This is a genomic window from Terrabacter carboxydivorans, assembly GCF_039532035.1.
Taxonomy (GTDB): Bacteria; Actinomycetota; Actinomycetes; order Actinomycetales; family Dermatophilaceae; genus Terrabacter; species Terrabacter carboxydivorans.
On the sequence record NZ_BAAARE010000016.1, the window covers coordinates 61,467 to 76,506 of the forward strand.

Sequence of the window (15,040 nt, forward strand, 5' to 3'; positions counted from 1 at the left end):
TACTGATAGGGCAGGGCGGATGGGTGCAAAAGCTCGCTGCCGGCCTGAACGACGTAGGTTTCGAGGTCGATGGCGTGGCGATCGACTCGGCGCGTGCAGCTCTGAACCCGACGACTTGGACACGCGTGCGCTCGGCAGATCTGCTGGTGCGCGTCGGTTTCCGGCCGGGCGCTCGAACGTGGCGCGGTCGAGCCTTTGATGTCGCACTCGCCTTGTTCGGCAGCCGGGCGACAAAGGCCTGTTATTGGATCGGCACAGACGTCCTACATCTCACCGAGGACTTCGTTGAGGGGGCGCCAGTTGCCGCATGGCGGACTCCCGCCCTCGGCATCGACCACCACCTCGCCGGCTCAGAGCCCCTCCAGCTCGAACTTGCCCGGAACGGGGTTGCCTCCTCCCTTGTGGGGTTTCCCTGGCGGACGGTCCAGGCACCTGACCGTCTGCCCCCACTGCCTGAGCAGTTCACTGTGCTTACCTACATTCCTGATTCGCGTGCTGACTTCTACGGAGGCGCCAGTGTCCTCGCCGTAGCCCGCCAGCTACCTCATGTTCGTTTCGAGGTCATGGGAGGTGAAGGGACCTGGGCGAACAACCCTCCTCCGAACCTTCATTTCCTCGGTTGGGTCGATGATCCGGGCAACGCCTATTCCAGGGCCACCTGCGTCCTTCGCCTCGTTCGACACGATTCGATCGGCGGCACGGCTGTCGAGGGGTTGCTCTTTGGCCGGACAGTCCTGTATTCGCAGCATCTCGAACACACAATCCACGTGTCACCTGATCCCGACTCTGTGATGCAAGCACTCGCCCCACTGGTCGAAGCGTCGGAAGCGGGACAACTTGAGTTGAACGGGGACGGGGCCCAGTGGGCTCGAATCACGTTCGATCCGGTCAAGCGCTTTGAGCACCTGGCCGAGCATCTGACTCAGTTGGCGGACCAGCGCCCGGGTCTGCGGATCAGCTACCTGACTCTTCAGGCGACGACCGAGGGGCAGGCCGCGCACGCGCACGTCCACGAGATAGTGCGTGGGCTTGCCGATGGCGGAACGTCAGTGCGGGTCCTCAAACCCAGATATGCCGGGCAGACCCCATCTGTCGCAGCGCGGTTGGCGCAGTTCGGCCAGATTCAGGGTCGAGCGGTGACTGGACTGCGTCGCAGTGATGCCTTCTACATCCGTTCCCACTTCGCCGCCCTACCTGCGGCCCTCGGGGCGCGGCTGATGCGGACACCAGTTGTGCAAGAAGTGAACGGGCCTCACGACGACGCCTTGGTCGCGTGGCCCGCCCTGCAGAAGGTCCGATCGTTGGTCCTGAAGGCTGACAGGGTGCAGATGCGTCTCGCGGATGCAGTCATCACCGTCACACCACAGCTGGTGAAATGGTTGAAACTCGACGCTGGGGTGGACGAAGGACACCTCGTCTCCAACGGAGCGGACGTCGACCTCTTCTCTCCGCACGCTGAGCGCCCTCAAGGACTTCCGGAACGATACGTCGTCTTCTTCGGCGCCCTCGCGCCGTGGCAGGGCATCGAGATAGCACTGAAAGCGACCTCATCCCCCCACTGGCCCATGGATGTTGCACTGGTAGTTGTAGGCGACGGCCAGATGCGGGAGTCCGTTGAACGTCGGTCCGACGGACAAAGCGTCATCTACCTGGGCCGACGTCCGTACGCAGATATCCCCGGAATCGTCGCTGGGTCGATCGCGTCACTCATGCCCATGGCCGAATCCGCACAGGACAGCGGGCAGAAGAGCACGCGTGATCACACCGTCAGCGGGCTCGCGCCTTTGAAGATGTTCGAGTCCATGGCCTGCGGAGTGCCAGTGATCGCCTCCGACCTGCCAGGTATGGCTGAGACCATCAGGCGCGCTGACTGTGGACTCCTCGTCGAGGCTGGAAGCGTGACAGCGCTTGCCGAAGCTGTTCGAACGATTGCAGGCGACCCCGCTCTCGCGGCCACGATGGGTGCCAATGGTCGGAACAGCGCCGTCATGGAACACTCTTGGCGCAGCCGGGCAGAAGACACTGCTGACGTGCTCAGATCAGTGGTTGCCCGCCGACGTCGGCGAGGGTGAGGCGTTAGCTCGCGACCATTCCGGGGCTCCGAAGGCGCCGCAGGGCGCCCCACTGGTCTCGAAAGACGTACACGATGAGTGGCATCATCGCCGCCCATCCGACCGCGTACCACCGACCGGTCTCCGGCCCCCACACGACTGTCATCAGTGCGCCGGCGACAGACAACGCGGTGACCGCATACAGACGGCCGCGCGGGGATGGCCGCCAAGTGCGTACCGACGCCTCGGTGCGCCCTACGAAGAAGACGAAGTACGCGATGGTCGTCGCGATGACTGCACCCTTCGCGCCCAGATGCGGCACGAGGGCAACATTGAGCGCCCCACTTACGGCCAGCGCGCCAAGGGTGCACCAGACTGACCACACCGTGCGGCGTGTGATGTTGATTCCGATTCCTGTTGCTTCAGACAACGTGTACAGGAGCGGCTGCAGGATGCTCCCCACCACCAGGTACTTGACGTCGCTGTAGGCGGGCGGCAGCAGGATGTCGGTAACCCACGAGAACGAGCCGACCAGGACCAAGACGACAGTGACGACTGCAAGCACCTGTTGGGTGACAGTGTCCACTCGTGCGAGGTCGGACCGCTCAGCGACCCAGCGATAGACCACCGGTGCCCATACGACGGAGAAGATGGTCTGCACCACGACTGCTGCGCCCGCGAACGTCAGGGCAACTGAGTAGACACCCAGCTCGCTGAGGCTGGACAGGTATCTCAGGGCCATGGCGCTGGTCGCGGTCAGAGCCCAGTAGGCAAGCCCGGCGAAGATCAACGGTGCGCTGTACCGGATCAGGACGCGGACCAGGCCTCGATCTGTCCGAACCCGTAAAGCCCGTTGCCAATGCGCCCGGGTACTCCACCCCGTGATGACCGCAACGGCGACCCACGACGAGAGCAAGGCGTACGAGAGGCTGAGAAAGTCGCGGTCCACGGCCAGCAGCACCAGCAGGCCGATGGCCACCAGGAAGACTGCTTTGGGGATGAGCTGACTGGCCGAGAACGCGAGCGCGCGTTCCTCCATCCTCAGGATCAAGGACAGGAACCGCGAAACGATCGCGGCGGCGCAGCAAGCCAACGCCACGGGAAAGACCCGTGCGTCCGCCGTCCCGAAGAAGAGATTCGCAAGTGGTTCGGACACGATCATCGACGGCAGTGCCACTGCGATGAAGAGCAGGGCACTCGGGATGACGCAACTGCGCAGTAGGACCGCCCGGTCTGGCGCCTCATGGAAATGACGCACATACCCCTGGTCCAGTCCCAGAGTGGCAAACAGAACGCCGAACGAGACGAAGATCTGCAGCAGGTTGTATCTGGCTACGTCTTCTGGACTGAAAGCCCACGCGACGGCTGGAACGGCCACCAGGCTGATCAGAGCAGTAGCTACCGGGCCCACTGCGAACCCGATGACGGTGCGTGTCTTCACTCGTGATCCCTGCTTCTGCCAATGACGGCGAAGGCGTTGTCCGACGGAGTCACGCGTCAAACCTGCTCTCGGGCAGCGGTCGGGTGAGCAGGGGCATGGTGTCGTGGTCCGGTGCGCTGATGCCCTGCCGCCGGGTGACCGACGTCAGTGTCCGCCAGAGGATCTTGAGGTCGAGCGCGAGGCTCGAGCGTTCGACGTACTCCACGTCCAGTCGCAGCCGATCGTCCCACGAGATCGCATTCCGGCCGGAGACCTGAGCCAGGCCCGTGACGCCCGGACGGACGTCGTGGCGGCGAGCTTCCTCGGGCGTGTAGAGCGGAAGATAGGCCACCAACAGGGGGCGCGGACCCACCAAGGACATGTCGCCCCGGACCACGTTCCAGAGCGTGGGCAGCTCGTCCAGACTCGTGGACCGGAGCCAGCGCCCGAAATCAGTCATGCGCGCGCTGTCGTCGACCAGACCGAGTGCCGGGTTGACCGGCACCATCGTGCGGAACTTGCGCAAGATGAAGGGATGTCCTCCGAGCCCAGGTCTGGGCTGCTCGAAGAGCACTGGACGCCCCAGCCGGCGGGCCACCATCAGCGCCAACACGGCCTGAACCGGCAGGCTCAAGAGGAGAAGGAGCAGCGACACCACGAGGTCGAGCGCGCGTTTGACTACGCGCCAACGCATCGTCACCGCTCCAGCTGGGCCGTCAGGGCCGCGACGACGAACGCGATCTCCTCGTCCCGGAGCCCAGCCCCGCTGGGGAGCGTGACGCCGGTCCGGAAGAGGTCGTCCGAGGTACCTGTGACGAACGAGCGGTACTGGGCGTAGACAGGCTGGAGGTGCATCGGCTTCCACACGTGGCGGGCCTCGATGTCCTGCCCCCCGAGCGCGGAGATCACCTCGTCCGCCACTCCTGGGCCGTCCCGATCGATGACGATCGTGGTGAGCCAGCAGTTGTCGAACTCGTCGGTGTCCTCTCCCGAACGACCCAGGAGCCGGATGTCGCCGTAGGGTGCCAGCGCCTTTGCATACAGGTCACGGATCTCGCGCCGTCGGCCGATCATGTCGTCCAGCCGGTCGAGCTGCCCGCGGCCCAACGCCGCCAGGATGTTGGACATCCGGTAGTTGTAGCCCACGTCGGTGTGCTCGTACCACGGAACCGGCTGGCGCGCCTGCGTCGACAGATAGCGGGCTCGGGCCAGCAGCTCCAGATCGTCGCTGAGCAGCATGCCGCCACCCGACGTCGTCATGATCTTGTTGCCGTTGAAGGACAACGCCGCAGAGCGGCCGAAGGCGCCAGCAGCCCGTCCGGCGTGGGAGGCGCCGAGTGCCTCGGCCGCGTCCTCCACGACGACCACCCCACGCTCCTCGAGCAGCGGGAGCAGTCGCGAGTAGTCCACGCACCGCCCGAAGAGGTCGACCGGCACGACGGCCGGAACCGTCTTGCCCTCCTCACGAAGCGTGTCCACCGCGTGCACCATCAGGTCCACATCGACGTTGCCGTCGCTGAGCTGCGAGTCGACCAGCACGGGCTCGGCGCCCGTGTAGAGGATCGCGTTGATGGTCGCGGCGAACGTCAGGCTCGAGACGGGGACGTGCGTTCCCGGTCCGACGCCTGCGTCAAGAAGCGCCAGATGCAGTGCGGCCGTCCCTGACGAGAGAGCGAGAGCGCCGGCCACTCCGACCCTCTCGGCGACGGAGGCTTCGAAGGCGTCCACGTGCGGTCCGAGCGGCGCGATCCAGCCGGATCGGAGGGCATCGAGGACGTAGGCCTCCTCGACCTCGGTGACCTCGGCCTTGGAGAGGTAGATGCGGCTCATCGCTGGACCGCCTCCGCCCGGGTCGGCGCTGGGACCATGGACTCGCGCTGCATCCAGTCGCGTCCGTGCTCGGCGGACTCGAACGTGGTTTCCAGCACCGCCTCACCCGCCATCGACGGAACGTCGACGCTGTCCACGAGCGGATGGTCGGTGCTGCGTCGCTCCTCGTTCGGGGAGAAGAGCTCTTCACCGAGCTTCTCACCAGGGCGCAGCCCGGTGAAGACGACGTCGATGTCCCTGCGGCCGCTCATCCGGATGAGCGTCTGTGCCACCTCGAGGATCTTGACCTGCTCGCCCATCTCGAGCACCATGACCTCGCCGTCGACCCCGATGGACGCTGCTTCCAGCACGAGCTGACACGCCTCCGGGATGAGCATGAAGTAGCGGCGCACGTCCGGGTGGGTGACCGTGATCGGGCCGCCCATCTCGATCTGTGCGGTGAACGCGTGCACGACCGAACCTCGTGAGCCGAGCACGTTGCCGAAGCGGACCGACACGTAGCGGCCGCTGGCACGACGGGCGAAGTCTGCGGTCAGGCGCTCAGCGAGCCGCTTGCTGTAGCCGAGGACGCACGTCGGGTTGGCGGCCTTGTCGGTGGAGATGTTGACGAACGTCGAGACGCCCACCGCTTCGGCGGCGGTGAGGACGTTGAGCGTGCCGATGACGTTGCTCTTCCACGCCTCGAGGGGATGCGCCTCGAGCAGGGGAAGGTGCTTGAGCGCGGCTGCGTGGAAGACGACCTCCGGCCGGGCGCGCTCGAAGGCCTCTTCGAGCGCCTTCGGGTCACGGATGTCGGCCAGGATCAGGTCGTCCGAGTCGAGCAGCCCGTGGCCGGACAGGCTCATCTCAGTTCCCTGGAGTCCCGACTCGTCGCGGTCGAGCATGAAGAGGCGCGAGGGACCGAAGCGTGCGATCTGCCGGCACAGCTCGGACCCGATGGAGCCACCGGCTCCAGTGACCAGGACGCGCCGTCCGGAGATCTGCTCGGCGATCGCGGTCGTGTCGAGCTCGACGGGACGGCGCCCCAGCAGGTCGGCGACGTCCAGGTCGCGCAGGTCGTTGGGGGTCGGTCGTCCGCCCATGATGTCCTTGAGCGGAGGCAGGCTGACGACGTCGAGACCCGCATCGGCCGCTCGGGCGGCCAGGTCACGCAGCGTCGGCGCCTCGGCGTTGGGCAGGGCCAGCACGAGAGTGTCCGCCTCGAAGCGCTCCGCGACCGAGGCGATGTCGGCGCGCGTCCCGCGGACGCGCAGGCCCTCGAGCCGCAGGCGGTGCTTCGAGGGGTCGTCGTCGAGGAGAGCCACGGCGACGAAGGAGCCAGCGCCGTCGTACTTCATGCTGCGCAGGAGGCGACGACCGGCCTCACCCGCACCGAGCACGATGGCCCGCCGTTCGGCTGCCGTCTGCATGGCCTTGTGGGAGCGCACGGTACGCACGACGAACCGGACGGCGAACATCGTCGCGATCGCCAGTGCACCGGCAGTCAGCGGAACGCCCCGGGGGATGACAGGCGGACTCACCATCAGGGACCAGAGGAAGAGCACGACCGTGACGATGAGCGTCGTCGTGGTCAGCTCGACGACCTCCTCGAAGGAGCCGAGGACGTGGCTGATCGAGTAGGGCCCGACGAGATAGCCCACCAGCAGCTGGCCGACCATCGCCGCAAGGGCGAAGGTGGCGGCGCCGCGCAGGTAGGAGTCGTCCACGGTGAAGTCGAGCCGGATCCACAGCGCTGCGAACAGCATCACGAACCACATGAGGGCGTCGACTGCAGCCCAGCCGAGCCTGACCCAACGAGCCCTGCGTACCTGTGCTGTCACCCTGTACTCACCAAATTCCCTGACGTCCCTGACTTCGCGTACGCGTCGTGAGGTCGCGGCAACCGCGCAGACCCCAGCCCGACAACTCGGCCCAATGACACCCAAGGTGTCATTTCAGCCAAACCGCCCGCTTCTGAAGGATAGCCGTGAATGCGCATACCTCCTGACATGTTGGGTACGTGGACGGGTCGCGCGCGGCCTGGCGCCCGCTCCCGGGCCGCGACACGCGGTGTCCACTACGCTGCGAGCACCGGGGGACTCCCGGGTGGTTCGGCCTCGACGACCCCGCTGGAGGAGCCCGATGTACACCCCCAAGATGAGCTCGCGCCTCGCGGTCGAGGCCCTCGGGACCTTCTGGCTGGTCTTCATCGGCTGCGGGTCGGCCATCTTCAACGCGAAGTTCGCCGTGCAGGCCCTCGACGGCCAGTCGGTCCAGCTGGGCATCGGCCACCTCGGCGTCGCCATCGCCTTCGGCCTCGCCGTCACGACCATGGCGTATGCCGTGGGGCACGTCTCGGGAGCCCACTTCAACCCGGCCGTCACCATCGGCATCGCCGTCGCGAAGCGCTTCGAGTGGCGCGACGTCCCGGCCTACGTCGGCGCGCAGCTGGTCGGTGGCCTCCTGGCAGGAGGAGCGCTCGCGGGGCTGCTGTCCTCGACCGGCCGCCCCGTCACCGGCAACCTGGCGGCCGACGGCTTCGGCGACCACTCCCCCGGCGGCTTCGCGCTCGGTGGCGTGCTCATCGTCGAGGCCCTCGTGACCGCGTTCTTCGTCTACATCATCCTCGGCGCGACCAAGGACGACGCCCCCAAGGGCTTCGCGCCGCTCGCGATCGGCTTCGGCCTGCTCCTCGCCCACCTCGTCGCCATCCCGATCAGCAACGCCTCCATCAACCCGGCCCGCTCGACCGCTGTCGCCTTCTTCAACGGCAACGGCGCTCCCGGTCAGCTCTGGGCGTTCTGGGTGGCGCCGGTCGTCGGCGCCCTCATCGCCGGCACGACGTTCGCGTGGATCACCGGCGAGCGACGCGACGCCATGGACATCAGCGGCTCGACCGACATGGTCGAGAACGCCGCGGTCGACGCCGAGGGACGCCCGATCCTCGACGTGGACTCGACCGACTGAGCCGCGGTCAGGCCTTCGCGGCGAACATCCCGAGCCGGTCCGGTCCCAGCAGCGGGAACACCGTCGACGACGACAGCCTCGCCCGCTGCTCGAGCGCCTCGGCGAGGATCGTGCGGTAGTCGGTCGTGCCGGCGAGGTCACCGTTGTCGAGGTTGGCGGCCGCCAGTCCCGGCCACCGACCGTAGACCTTGCCCCCGCGCACGCCGCCACCCATGACGAGCGAGACGTTGCCGTGCCCGTGGTCGAGGCCGCCCGAGCCGTTCTGGGCGACGCGGCGCCCGAACTCGCTCAGCGTCACGAGCGTGACGTCGCCCATCTGCGCGCCGAGGTCCTGGTTGAAGGCCGCGAGCGCCTGCCCCAGCTCGGTGAGCTGGCGGAACATCCACCCGTTGTCGCTGGTGCCGAGCCCGGAGTGCATGTCCCAGTTGCCGACATCGATGGTGGCCGCCCGCAGCCCGACGCGGGCCTTGATGAGCCGCGCGAGGTCACGGAGCGCGTCGCCGACGGCGCCCTTGGGGTATGCCGCCCCGTTGGCCGGGGTGTAGCCCGCCGCCTTGAGCGGCGACATCGTCGAGAGCGCCCCGAGGGTCGCCTGGGCGGGGGCTGCCAGCGTGGCGGGCGCCCCGGCATACAAGGCGCTGAGGGCGGTGGTCCAGCGCGCCGCCTCCGCGGGCGTGCTCGCACCGCTGAGGGCGAAGCTATCGACGGTGCGCACCGCGACCTCGGGGTTGGGCCCGATCATCGACTGCGGCGTCGTCGCCGACCCGACGGCGGCGGACGCGAAGGTCGACACGGGCCCGCTGAGCCCGATCATGCGGTCGAGCCAGCCGGTGCGCACGGACGAGCCGGGAGCAGCGTTCTCCATCGTGGCCATGGCCTCGAAGTGCGACCGCGTCGGGTTGACCTGCCCGACCGCGTGCACGGCCGCCAGGCCGCCGGCGTCCCAGATCGGCTTGAGCGGGGCGAGGGCCGGGTGCAGCCCGAACATCCCGTCCAGCTTGATCGCCCGCGACGCGGGGATCGCGATGGTCGGCCGCGCAGCGGCGTAGGCCGGGTCCCCGACCGGCGCGACCGCCGACAGCCCGTCGAAGCCGCCGCGCAGGCTGAGGATGACGATCGTGTCACCGGTGTATGCCGTGCCGGCGAAGGCGAGCTGCGTGGCGGCACTCGGCCCGGCGACGCCCACGACGGCCCCGATCGCGCCGAGTGCCGACGCCCCGGCGAGCAGCGTGCGACGGGACACCTGGGAGGTGAGGGCCTGGCCCTGCGGGCAGCCGCAGCCCTCCGGAGGGGCGACGGAGTCCGCCGACGTCGCGTGGACGGGGTTGCTGGTCATGACGCTCCTCAGCGGGTCGCGAAGTTCGGGGAGTCGAGCAGGAGCGCGACGATCGAGGGCAGGCGCCACGTCACGGCGGCGGCCCCCGCCCTGAGCGCATCGCCCGGCGCGTGGTCGACGAAGCGGCAGATCGCGTCGCGCTGCGCGGTGCTCAACGTGACGAGCAGCCTGGCGGCGAGCGCGTCGACGAGCACGGCATACGTGCTCGGCAGGGGTGAGGGCACCAGCGTCGTCACGTCGGGACGCTTCATCGCCTTGAGAGCCCAGCCGCCCGCGAGACCGAGGTGGAAGTTCCAGCGGTTGAGCGTGCTCGAGGCGCCGTTCCACGCGGCCGCGACGTCGGGGTAGCCGTTCGGCGCGGGCCAGCCCATCGGCGCCTGCCCGAAGGTGCTCAGCTGCCACACGAAGCTGCGCAGGTCGCTGGTGACGCCGGCCGCGGGCACCGGCTCGGGCGTCAGCCCCAGGATGCGACACGACGCGAGCGCGTCCTCGTAGGGGGTGCGCACCTTCTGGCCTGCCGACGCCGCGAACTCGGGCGAGAGGAACAGCGCCCGCAGCACCGGCGCGATGGCCGTGCCGTTGGCGAGGTAGACCTGTGCGAGCTTGCTGACGAGCGTCGCCGGGGGCGTGTCCGAGACGTAGCGGATGACGAGCTTCGTCGCGAGGCGCTTGGCCGTCGCCGGGTGGTTCGCGAGGTAGTTGAGGTAGCTCGTCGCCACCGCGCTGCCGTTCTCGGCGACGAGGTTGGTGTCGCTCCAGCCCATCACCTTGACGGTCCCGACGAAGCGGCGCTGCGGCTTGTACGAGTAGAGCCCCGACTCCAGGTCCACGCTGAGACCGGTCAGCGCCAGGGCCGACATCTTCACGTCCGCCTCGGTGTAGCTGCCGATGCCGACCGTGTGCAGCTCGAGCAGCTCGCGGCCGTAGTTCTCGTTCGGCGCCTTCTTCGTGCTGTCGGCGTTGTCGAGGACCTTGAGCATCGACGGGTGCCGGGCCGCCGCATTGAGCATGTCGGAGTACTTCCCGAGCGCGTGCGCCCGGATGACGTCACGCTGGAAGAGGTGCGAGCTGTCCCAGACCTCGCTGCTCGGCACCGGGACGACGAGGTGGTTCGTCCAGAAGTCGACGACCGTCTCGAGCAGCTGACGGCGCGAGAAGAGGGCCCGCGCCACGTGCGACTCGAGCAGGTCGTTCATCACGGTCCACTGGTCGCCGCCGTCGAGACACTCTCGCACCTCCCACGTCTTCCAGCCCAGTCGCGTCCAGCGCTGGAGCACCGCGTCCATCGTCGCGTCCGGGACCTTGGTCAGGGGCGCCAGCTGGGCGTCGAGCCAGGCGGTCGTGCCCGTCGCGCGCACCTCCGCGACGAGAGCCGGCGTCGGACCGAAGGTGGCGCGTCGCAGCAGGTGCAGCACCGGGTCGGTCGTCGCAGCGGCCACCATCGCGGCCGGGGCCGAGGTGGTGGCCGAGGTGGAGGCCGAGGTGGTGGCTGACGCGGGTGCCGCCGAGGCGCTCGTCGCCGTGGCCATGGCGAGCGCGGCCGAGCCGCCGATCCCGGACAGGCCGGTGAGCACGCGTCGCCGCGCCGGCGACGCTCCGGGCAGGGAGTCGGGAAGGTGCGCGTCCATGCGCCTGACGGTACGGACCAGATCGCCCACCGGTGCGGGAATCGGACATTTCAGTCACGCCGAGAGCCACCCGACTTCCTTGCGAATTTCTGAAGCGAAGGGCTTCACTCGGCTCATGTGAAGTTATGATCTTCATATGCCTGAAGTCGAGACCATGTCTTCACCCGTGGCGCTTATCGGCGACATCGTCGAGTCGCGGACCCACCGACACCGCCAAGCGTTGCACGACGCCTTCGAGGCCGCCATCGCCCGCGCCAACACCGAGGTGCCCGTCGACGACCCGGCCGTCATCACCGTCGGTGACGAGTTCCAGGGCGTCTACCCCACGCTCGGCGAGGCGCTGCGTGCCAGCTTCGTCGTGCGCGCCGAGCTGCACCCCCTCGCCGACGTGCGCTTCGGCCTCGGGCGCGGTGACGTCTCGACCCTCGACCCGGTCCGCGGCATCCACGACGGCCCCGCCTACTGGGCCGCCCGGGAGGCTATCACCATCGCGGAGGACCGCGCCCAGCGAGCGCAGACGCGCACGTCGCGGACGGCATACGTGGCCCCCGACGAGGGTGAGGCCACCGTCGCCGCCGTGCGCGCCGCCCTCGACTGTCTGGACTTCATGGTTGGCTCCATGTCGACCACCTCACGCGAGATCCTCGGAGGACTCATGCACGGCCTCGCCCAGCACGACGTCGCAGACCGGCTCGGCATCAGCCCGTCCGCCGTGTCGCAGCGCGTGCGCCGCGACGGCATCGGCGTCGCCCTCGAGGCCATGGCGACGCTCGGGGTCCTGCCGTGACCTGGCTGTCGGTCGTCCTCGTCGGCATCGGGGTCGGCGACATCGTCCGGTCCACCTCGTGGCAGCGTGGCCGCATCGTCGGGCACGTCGCTGCGCCGGTCGTCATCCTCGCTCTCGCCCTGCTCGCCGGGCTGAGCTCCTGGGTCGACCTCCTCGCGCTCCTCCTTGCCGCCGCGGCGGGCGCCGCGTGGGCCGAGCTGTCCCGGCGCACCCAGATGACCGGGCGCGCAGCCCTCGCCGCCCTCGCCGTCTTCGCCGGCATCGTCGTCGGGCTCCTCGCCTTCTCCGGCGCGGCTTCCCCTGCCGGTGGCCCGCTCGCGACGTGGCTGAGCTGGGCCGACCTGCCCGGTCACGGTCCGCTGCCGGTGGCGCGCGTGCTGCTGCTCACCGGCCTCGCCGTCTTCAACGTCGCGACGGCCAACATCATCGTGCGACTCGTGCTGCTCACCATCGGCGCGCTGCGCCCCTCCGACGTCACCGACGCCCACGCGGCTGCTGCGGCCGCCGCCTCCCTCACCGGGCGCGCCGCTCCCCCGACGCAGGGCCAGCCCGCCGACCGGCTCAAGGGTGGCCGCCTGCTCGGGCCGATGGAGCGGCTCGTCATCCTCGGGCTCGGCGTCGCCGGCGAGTTCGGCGCGGCCGGCCTCGTCATCGCCGCCAAGGGGCTGCTGCGCTTCCCCGAGATCCAGGCCGCCGCCCGCGGCAACGCGGCCACCGGCACCGCCCCGGGCGGCTCCTACCCGGGTGGCCCGGCCGGCATCGACGACGTCACCGAGTACTTCCTCGTCGGCAGCTTCGTCAGCTGGCTCATCGCCCTCGGCTCCCTCGCCCTCACCGCCTGACACGCGACCACGCAGCGACCGCGCAGCGACCGCGCGTGATCGTCGTCACGCCCCACGGCATACGCACGCAGTGACCCTTCGACCAACCACAGACGCCCGTCCAGCCGAGCACACAGCCACTGATAGCGTCGGAACGTCCAGCGACACACCGATGTGAAGGGCCTACCTGTGAGCACTACCCCCGTCAAGGTCGCCGTCACCGGCGCCGCCGGCCAGATCGGCTACAGCCTCCTGTTCCGCATCGCGAGCGGTGCCCTGCTCGGGCCCGACACCCCGGTGGAGCTGCGCCTGCTCGAGATCACCCCGGCGCTCAAGGCGCTCGAGGGTGTCGTCATGGAGCTCGACGACTGCGCCTTCCCGACGCTCGCCGGCGTCCAGATCGGCGACGACGCGACGAAGGTCTTCGACGGCGTCAACCACGCGCTCCTCGTCGGCGCGCGCCCCCGCGGCCCGGGCATGGAGCGCGGTGACCTCCTCGAGGCCAACGGCGGCATCTTCGCCCCGCAGGGCAAGGCGCTCAACGAGGTCGCGGCCGACGACATCAAGGTCACGGTCACCGGCAACCCGGCCAACACCAACGCGCTCATCGCCATGAGCAACGCCCCCGACATCCCCACCGAGCGCTTCTCGGCCCTGACGCGCCTGGACCACAACCGCGCGATCAGCCAGCTCGCCGCCAAGCTCGGCGTGCCGGTCACCGAGATCAAGAAGATGACGATCTGGGGCAACCACTCCGCGACGCAGTACCCCGACCTCTTCCACGCCGAGGTCGGTGGCCGCAACGCCGCCGAGGCCGTGGGCGACCAGGACTGGCTCGCCGGCACGTTCATCCCGACCGTCGCCAAGCGCGGCGCCGCCATCATCGAGGCCCGCGGTGCGAGCTCGGCCGCGTCGGCCGCCTCCGCGACCATCGACCACGCCCGCACCTGGGTGCAGGGCACGGCCGACGGCGACTGGGTCTCGATGGCCGTCCGCTCCGACGGCTCCTACGGCGTGCAGGAGGGACTCATCTCCTCCTTCCCCGTGACCGTCAAGGACGGCGCCTGGAGCATCGTCCAGGGCCTCGACATCGACGACTTCTCGCGCGGCAAGATCGACGCGTCCGTCGCCGAGCTCGCCGAGGAGCGCGACGCCGTCAAGGGTCTCGGCCTCATCTGAGTCGTTTCACGCACGTCGAAGGGCGCCGTCCACCACGAGGTGAGCGGCGTCCTTCTTTGCGTATGCCGTGTGCCCGTGTCAGCGACGCCGGCGCAGTCGCGCGGCGCGCTCCTTGAGTGCATCGGTGAGCGGAGGCGTGTCACTGCGCGGGCGCACGTGCGTGCCGCGGATGCGCCAGTACTTCGCCTCGGCCCACTTCGTCGCCTCACCGGGGTGCTGCGCCCAGACTCGAGCCAGCCGCAACCGGTGGGCGACCTTCTGCCACAGCAGCTTCGGGCCTGACACGTCGCGGTCGTAGACGAGCTCGAGGTCGAACCGCTCGTTGACGACGCGGGGTGACACCCGGGCACCGACCGTCATGTTGAGCAGGTTGCCGCCGTGGATGACCTGCACCCACATCGGCGGCGCACTCACCTCCCGCACGGGACCCCACTGGCGCGCGCGGGCGTGCCGGGCGGCATACACCGTGCTCGGCACCGCGTCGGGTCGGCGCCGCTCCACGAGGGTGAGGAACGGGCTCGAGAGCTGGTCGTAGCGGTAGGTCGCGCCGCTCCGGTCGATCTGGATGCCGCGGGGGAAGTCGACGAAGAGCCCATCGGTCGGGGTGAACTCGCGCTGCACCGACGCCATGAAGTCCCGGGCGATGGCGTCGTCGCTGTCGAGGCGCGTCGTGAGCAGCCACGGCGCCGTGGCTGGGCCCGCCGCCTCGGCCGGTCGCGCCTCGGCGATGGCGCGGCCGAAGATCGACGGGCTCCACTGCTCGTGGGTCCAGATCGGCGTGAAGGTGCCCTGGGCGAGCGTCTCGACATCGGCCCGGAAGTCGTCGGGGCAGCGGTCGTCGAGGAGCACGAGCCACGTGAAGTCGGCCCCCTGCTGGCTGCGCACCGACGACCAGCAGGCGTCGACGAAGAAGCCGAGCCGGTAACGCAGCCAGTCCTCCTGTGGCGGCGCCCCCGGCCTGAACGCCGCGCTGAAGCGGGTCAGCAGGAAGTGCTCGAACGCCTCGGTCCTTGCTGGCCCCTGCGCCGGCACGACGGTCGCC

12 protein-coding genes are annotated in these 15,040 nt (G+C 69.1%); 5 read left to right on the forward strand and 7 right to left on the reverse strand.

Going from position 1 to position 15,040, the window contains the following annotated elements:
- Positions 1-23 precede the first annotated feature (23 nt).
- Positions 24-2,072 (forward strand): glycosyltransferase family 4 protein, encoded by a 2,049-nt coding sequence (locus ABD297_RS17180; protein ID WP_344256277.1) that lies wholly within the window; start codon positions 24-26, stop codon positions 2,070-2,072.
- Positions 2,073-2,076: 4 nt separating this feature from the next.
- Here the strand turns inward: ABD297_RS17180 and ABD297_RS17185 are convergent, their stop codons facing one another.
- From ABD297_RS17185 to ABD297_RS17200, 4 genes are read right to left on the reverse strand one after another with little or no spacing between them, the layout of a single operon-like run.
- The gene (locus ABD297_RS17185; protein WP_344256278.1) at positions 2,077-3,492 is read right to left on the reverse strand and encodes a lipopolysaccharide biosynthesis protein; all 1,416 of its coding nucleotides are present in this window, start codon (positions 3,490-3,492) and stop codon (positions 2,077-2,079) included.
- A gap of 49 nt (positions 3,493-3,541) precedes the next feature.
- Positions 3,542-4,165, reverse strand: coding sequence for a sugar transferase (locus ABD297_RS17190; protein ID WP_344256319.1), 624 nt, complete (start codon positions 4,163-4,165; stop codon positions 3,542-3,544).
- A 2-nt stretch (positions 4,166-4,167) separates the two neighbouring features.
- Entirely contained in the window at positions 4,168-5,301 is a 1,134-nt protein-coding gene (locus tag ABD297_RS17195; RefSeq protein WP_344256279.1) for a DegT/DnrJ/EryC1/StrS family aminotransferase, read from the reverse strand.
- Entirely contained in the window at positions 5,298-7,058 is a 1,761-nt protein-coding gene (locus ABD297_RS17200; protein ID WP_425581190.1) for a polysaccharide biosynthesis protein, read from the reverse strand. Before ABD297_RS17200 ends, ABD297_RS17195 begins: the two co-directional genes overlap by 4 nt.
- Before the next feature lie 364 nt (positions 7,059-7,422).
- Between ABD297_RS17200 and aqpZ the strand changes: the two genes are divergently transcribed.
- The gene (gene aqpZ / locus ABD297_RS17205) at positions 7,423-8,247 is read left to right on the forward strand and encodes an aquaporin Z (protein WP_344256280.1); all 825 of its coding nucleotides are present in this window, start codon (positions 7,423-7,425) and stop codon (positions 8,245-8,247) included.
- A gap of 7 nt (positions 8,248-8,254) precedes the next feature.
- Here aqpZ and ABD297_RS17210 read toward each other — a convergent pair whose 3' ends face one another.
- Both ABD297_RS17210 and ABD297_RS17215 read right to left on the reverse strand, forming a co-directional pair.
- The gene (locus ABD297_RS17210; RefSeq protein WP_344256281.1) at positions 8,255-9,583 is read right to left on the reverse strand and encodes a DUF1501 domain-containing protein; all 1,329 of its coding nucleotides are present in this window, start codon (positions 9,581-9,583) and stop codon (positions 8,255-8,257) included.
- 8 nt (positions 9,584-9,591) lie between these two features.
- Complete coding sequence (locus ABD297_RS17215; RefSeq protein WP_344256283.1) at positions 9,592-11,211, reverse strand: DUF1800 domain-containing protein; 1,620 nt, start codon at positions 11,209-11,211, stop codon at positions 9,592-9,594.
- A 136-nt stretch (positions 11,212-11,347) separates the two neighbouring features.
- Between ABD297_RS17215 and ABD297_RS17220 the strand changes: the two genes are divergently transcribed.
- The 3 genes from ABD297_RS17220 (at position 11,348) to ABD297_RS17230 (ending at position 13,998) form a co-directional block, all read left to right on the forward strand.
- Positions 11,348-11,998 carry a SatD family protein gene (locus tag ABD297_RS17220; RefSeq protein WP_344256284.1) on the forward strand — a complete coding sequence of 217 codons (651 nt, stop codon included), beginning with the start codon at positions 11,348-11,350 and terminating at the stop codon, positions 11,996-11,998.
- The gene (locus ABD297_RS17225; RefSeq protein WP_344256285.1) at positions 11,995-12,840 is read left to right on the forward strand and encodes a hypothetical protein; all 846 of its coding nucleotides are present in this window, start codon (positions 11,995-11,997) and stop codon (positions 12,838-12,840) included. The genes ABD297_RS17220 and ABD297_RS17225 overlap by 4 nt, the downstream gene beginning before the upstream one ends.
- A 168-nt stretch (positions 12,841-13,008) precedes the next feature.
- Positions 13,009-13,998 carry a malate dehydrogenase gene (locus ABD297_RS17230; protein WP_344256286.1) on the forward strand — a complete coding sequence of 330 codons (990 nt, stop codon included), beginning with the start codon at positions 13,009-13,011 and terminating at the stop codon, positions 13,996-13,998.
- 78 nt (positions 13,999-14,076) lie between these two features.
- On the opposite strand, the gene ABD297_RS17235 is transcribed toward ABD297_RS17230, so the two are convergent.
- Positions 14,077-15,030, reverse strand: a complete 954-nt coding sequence (locus ABD297_RS17235) for a glycosyltransferase (RefSeq protein ID WP_344256287.1) — start codon at positions 15,028-15,030, stop codon at positions 14,077-14,079.
- Positions 15,031-15,040: the final 10 nt, after the last annotated feature.

Excerpts from the sequence above, each read along its gene's own strand:
- aqpZ (WP_344256280.1), top strand. The coding sequence starts at position 7,423 with ATGTACACCCCCAAGATGAGCTCGCGCCTCGCGGTCGAGGCCCTCGGG.
- ABD297_RS17200 (WP_425581190.1), bottom strand. The coding sequence starts at position 7,058 with ATGTGGTTCGTGATGCTGTTCGCAGCGCTGTGGATCCGGCTCGACTTC.
- ABD297_RS17190 (WP_344256319.1), bottom strand. The coding sequence starts at position 4,165 with ATGCGTTGGCGCGTAGTCAAACGCGCGCTCGACCTCGTGGTGTCGCTG.
- ABD297_RS17215 (WP_344256283.1), bottom strand. The coding sequence starts at position 11,211 with ATGGACGCGCACCTTCCCGACTCCCTGCCCGGAGCGTCGCCGGCGCGG.
- ABD297_RS17220 (WP_344256284.1), top strand. The coding sequence starts at position 11,348 with ATGCCTGAAGTCGAGACCATGTCTTCACCCGTGGCGCTTATCGGCGAC.
- ABD297_RS17195 (WP_344256279.1), bottom strand. The coding sequence starts at position 5,301 with ATGAGCCGCATCTACCTCTCCAAGGCCGAGGTCACCGAGGTCGAGGAG.
- ABD297_RS17210 (WP_344256281.1), bottom strand. The coding sequence starts at position 9,583 with ATGACCAGCAACCCCGTCCACGCGACGTCGGCGGACTCCGTCGCCCCT.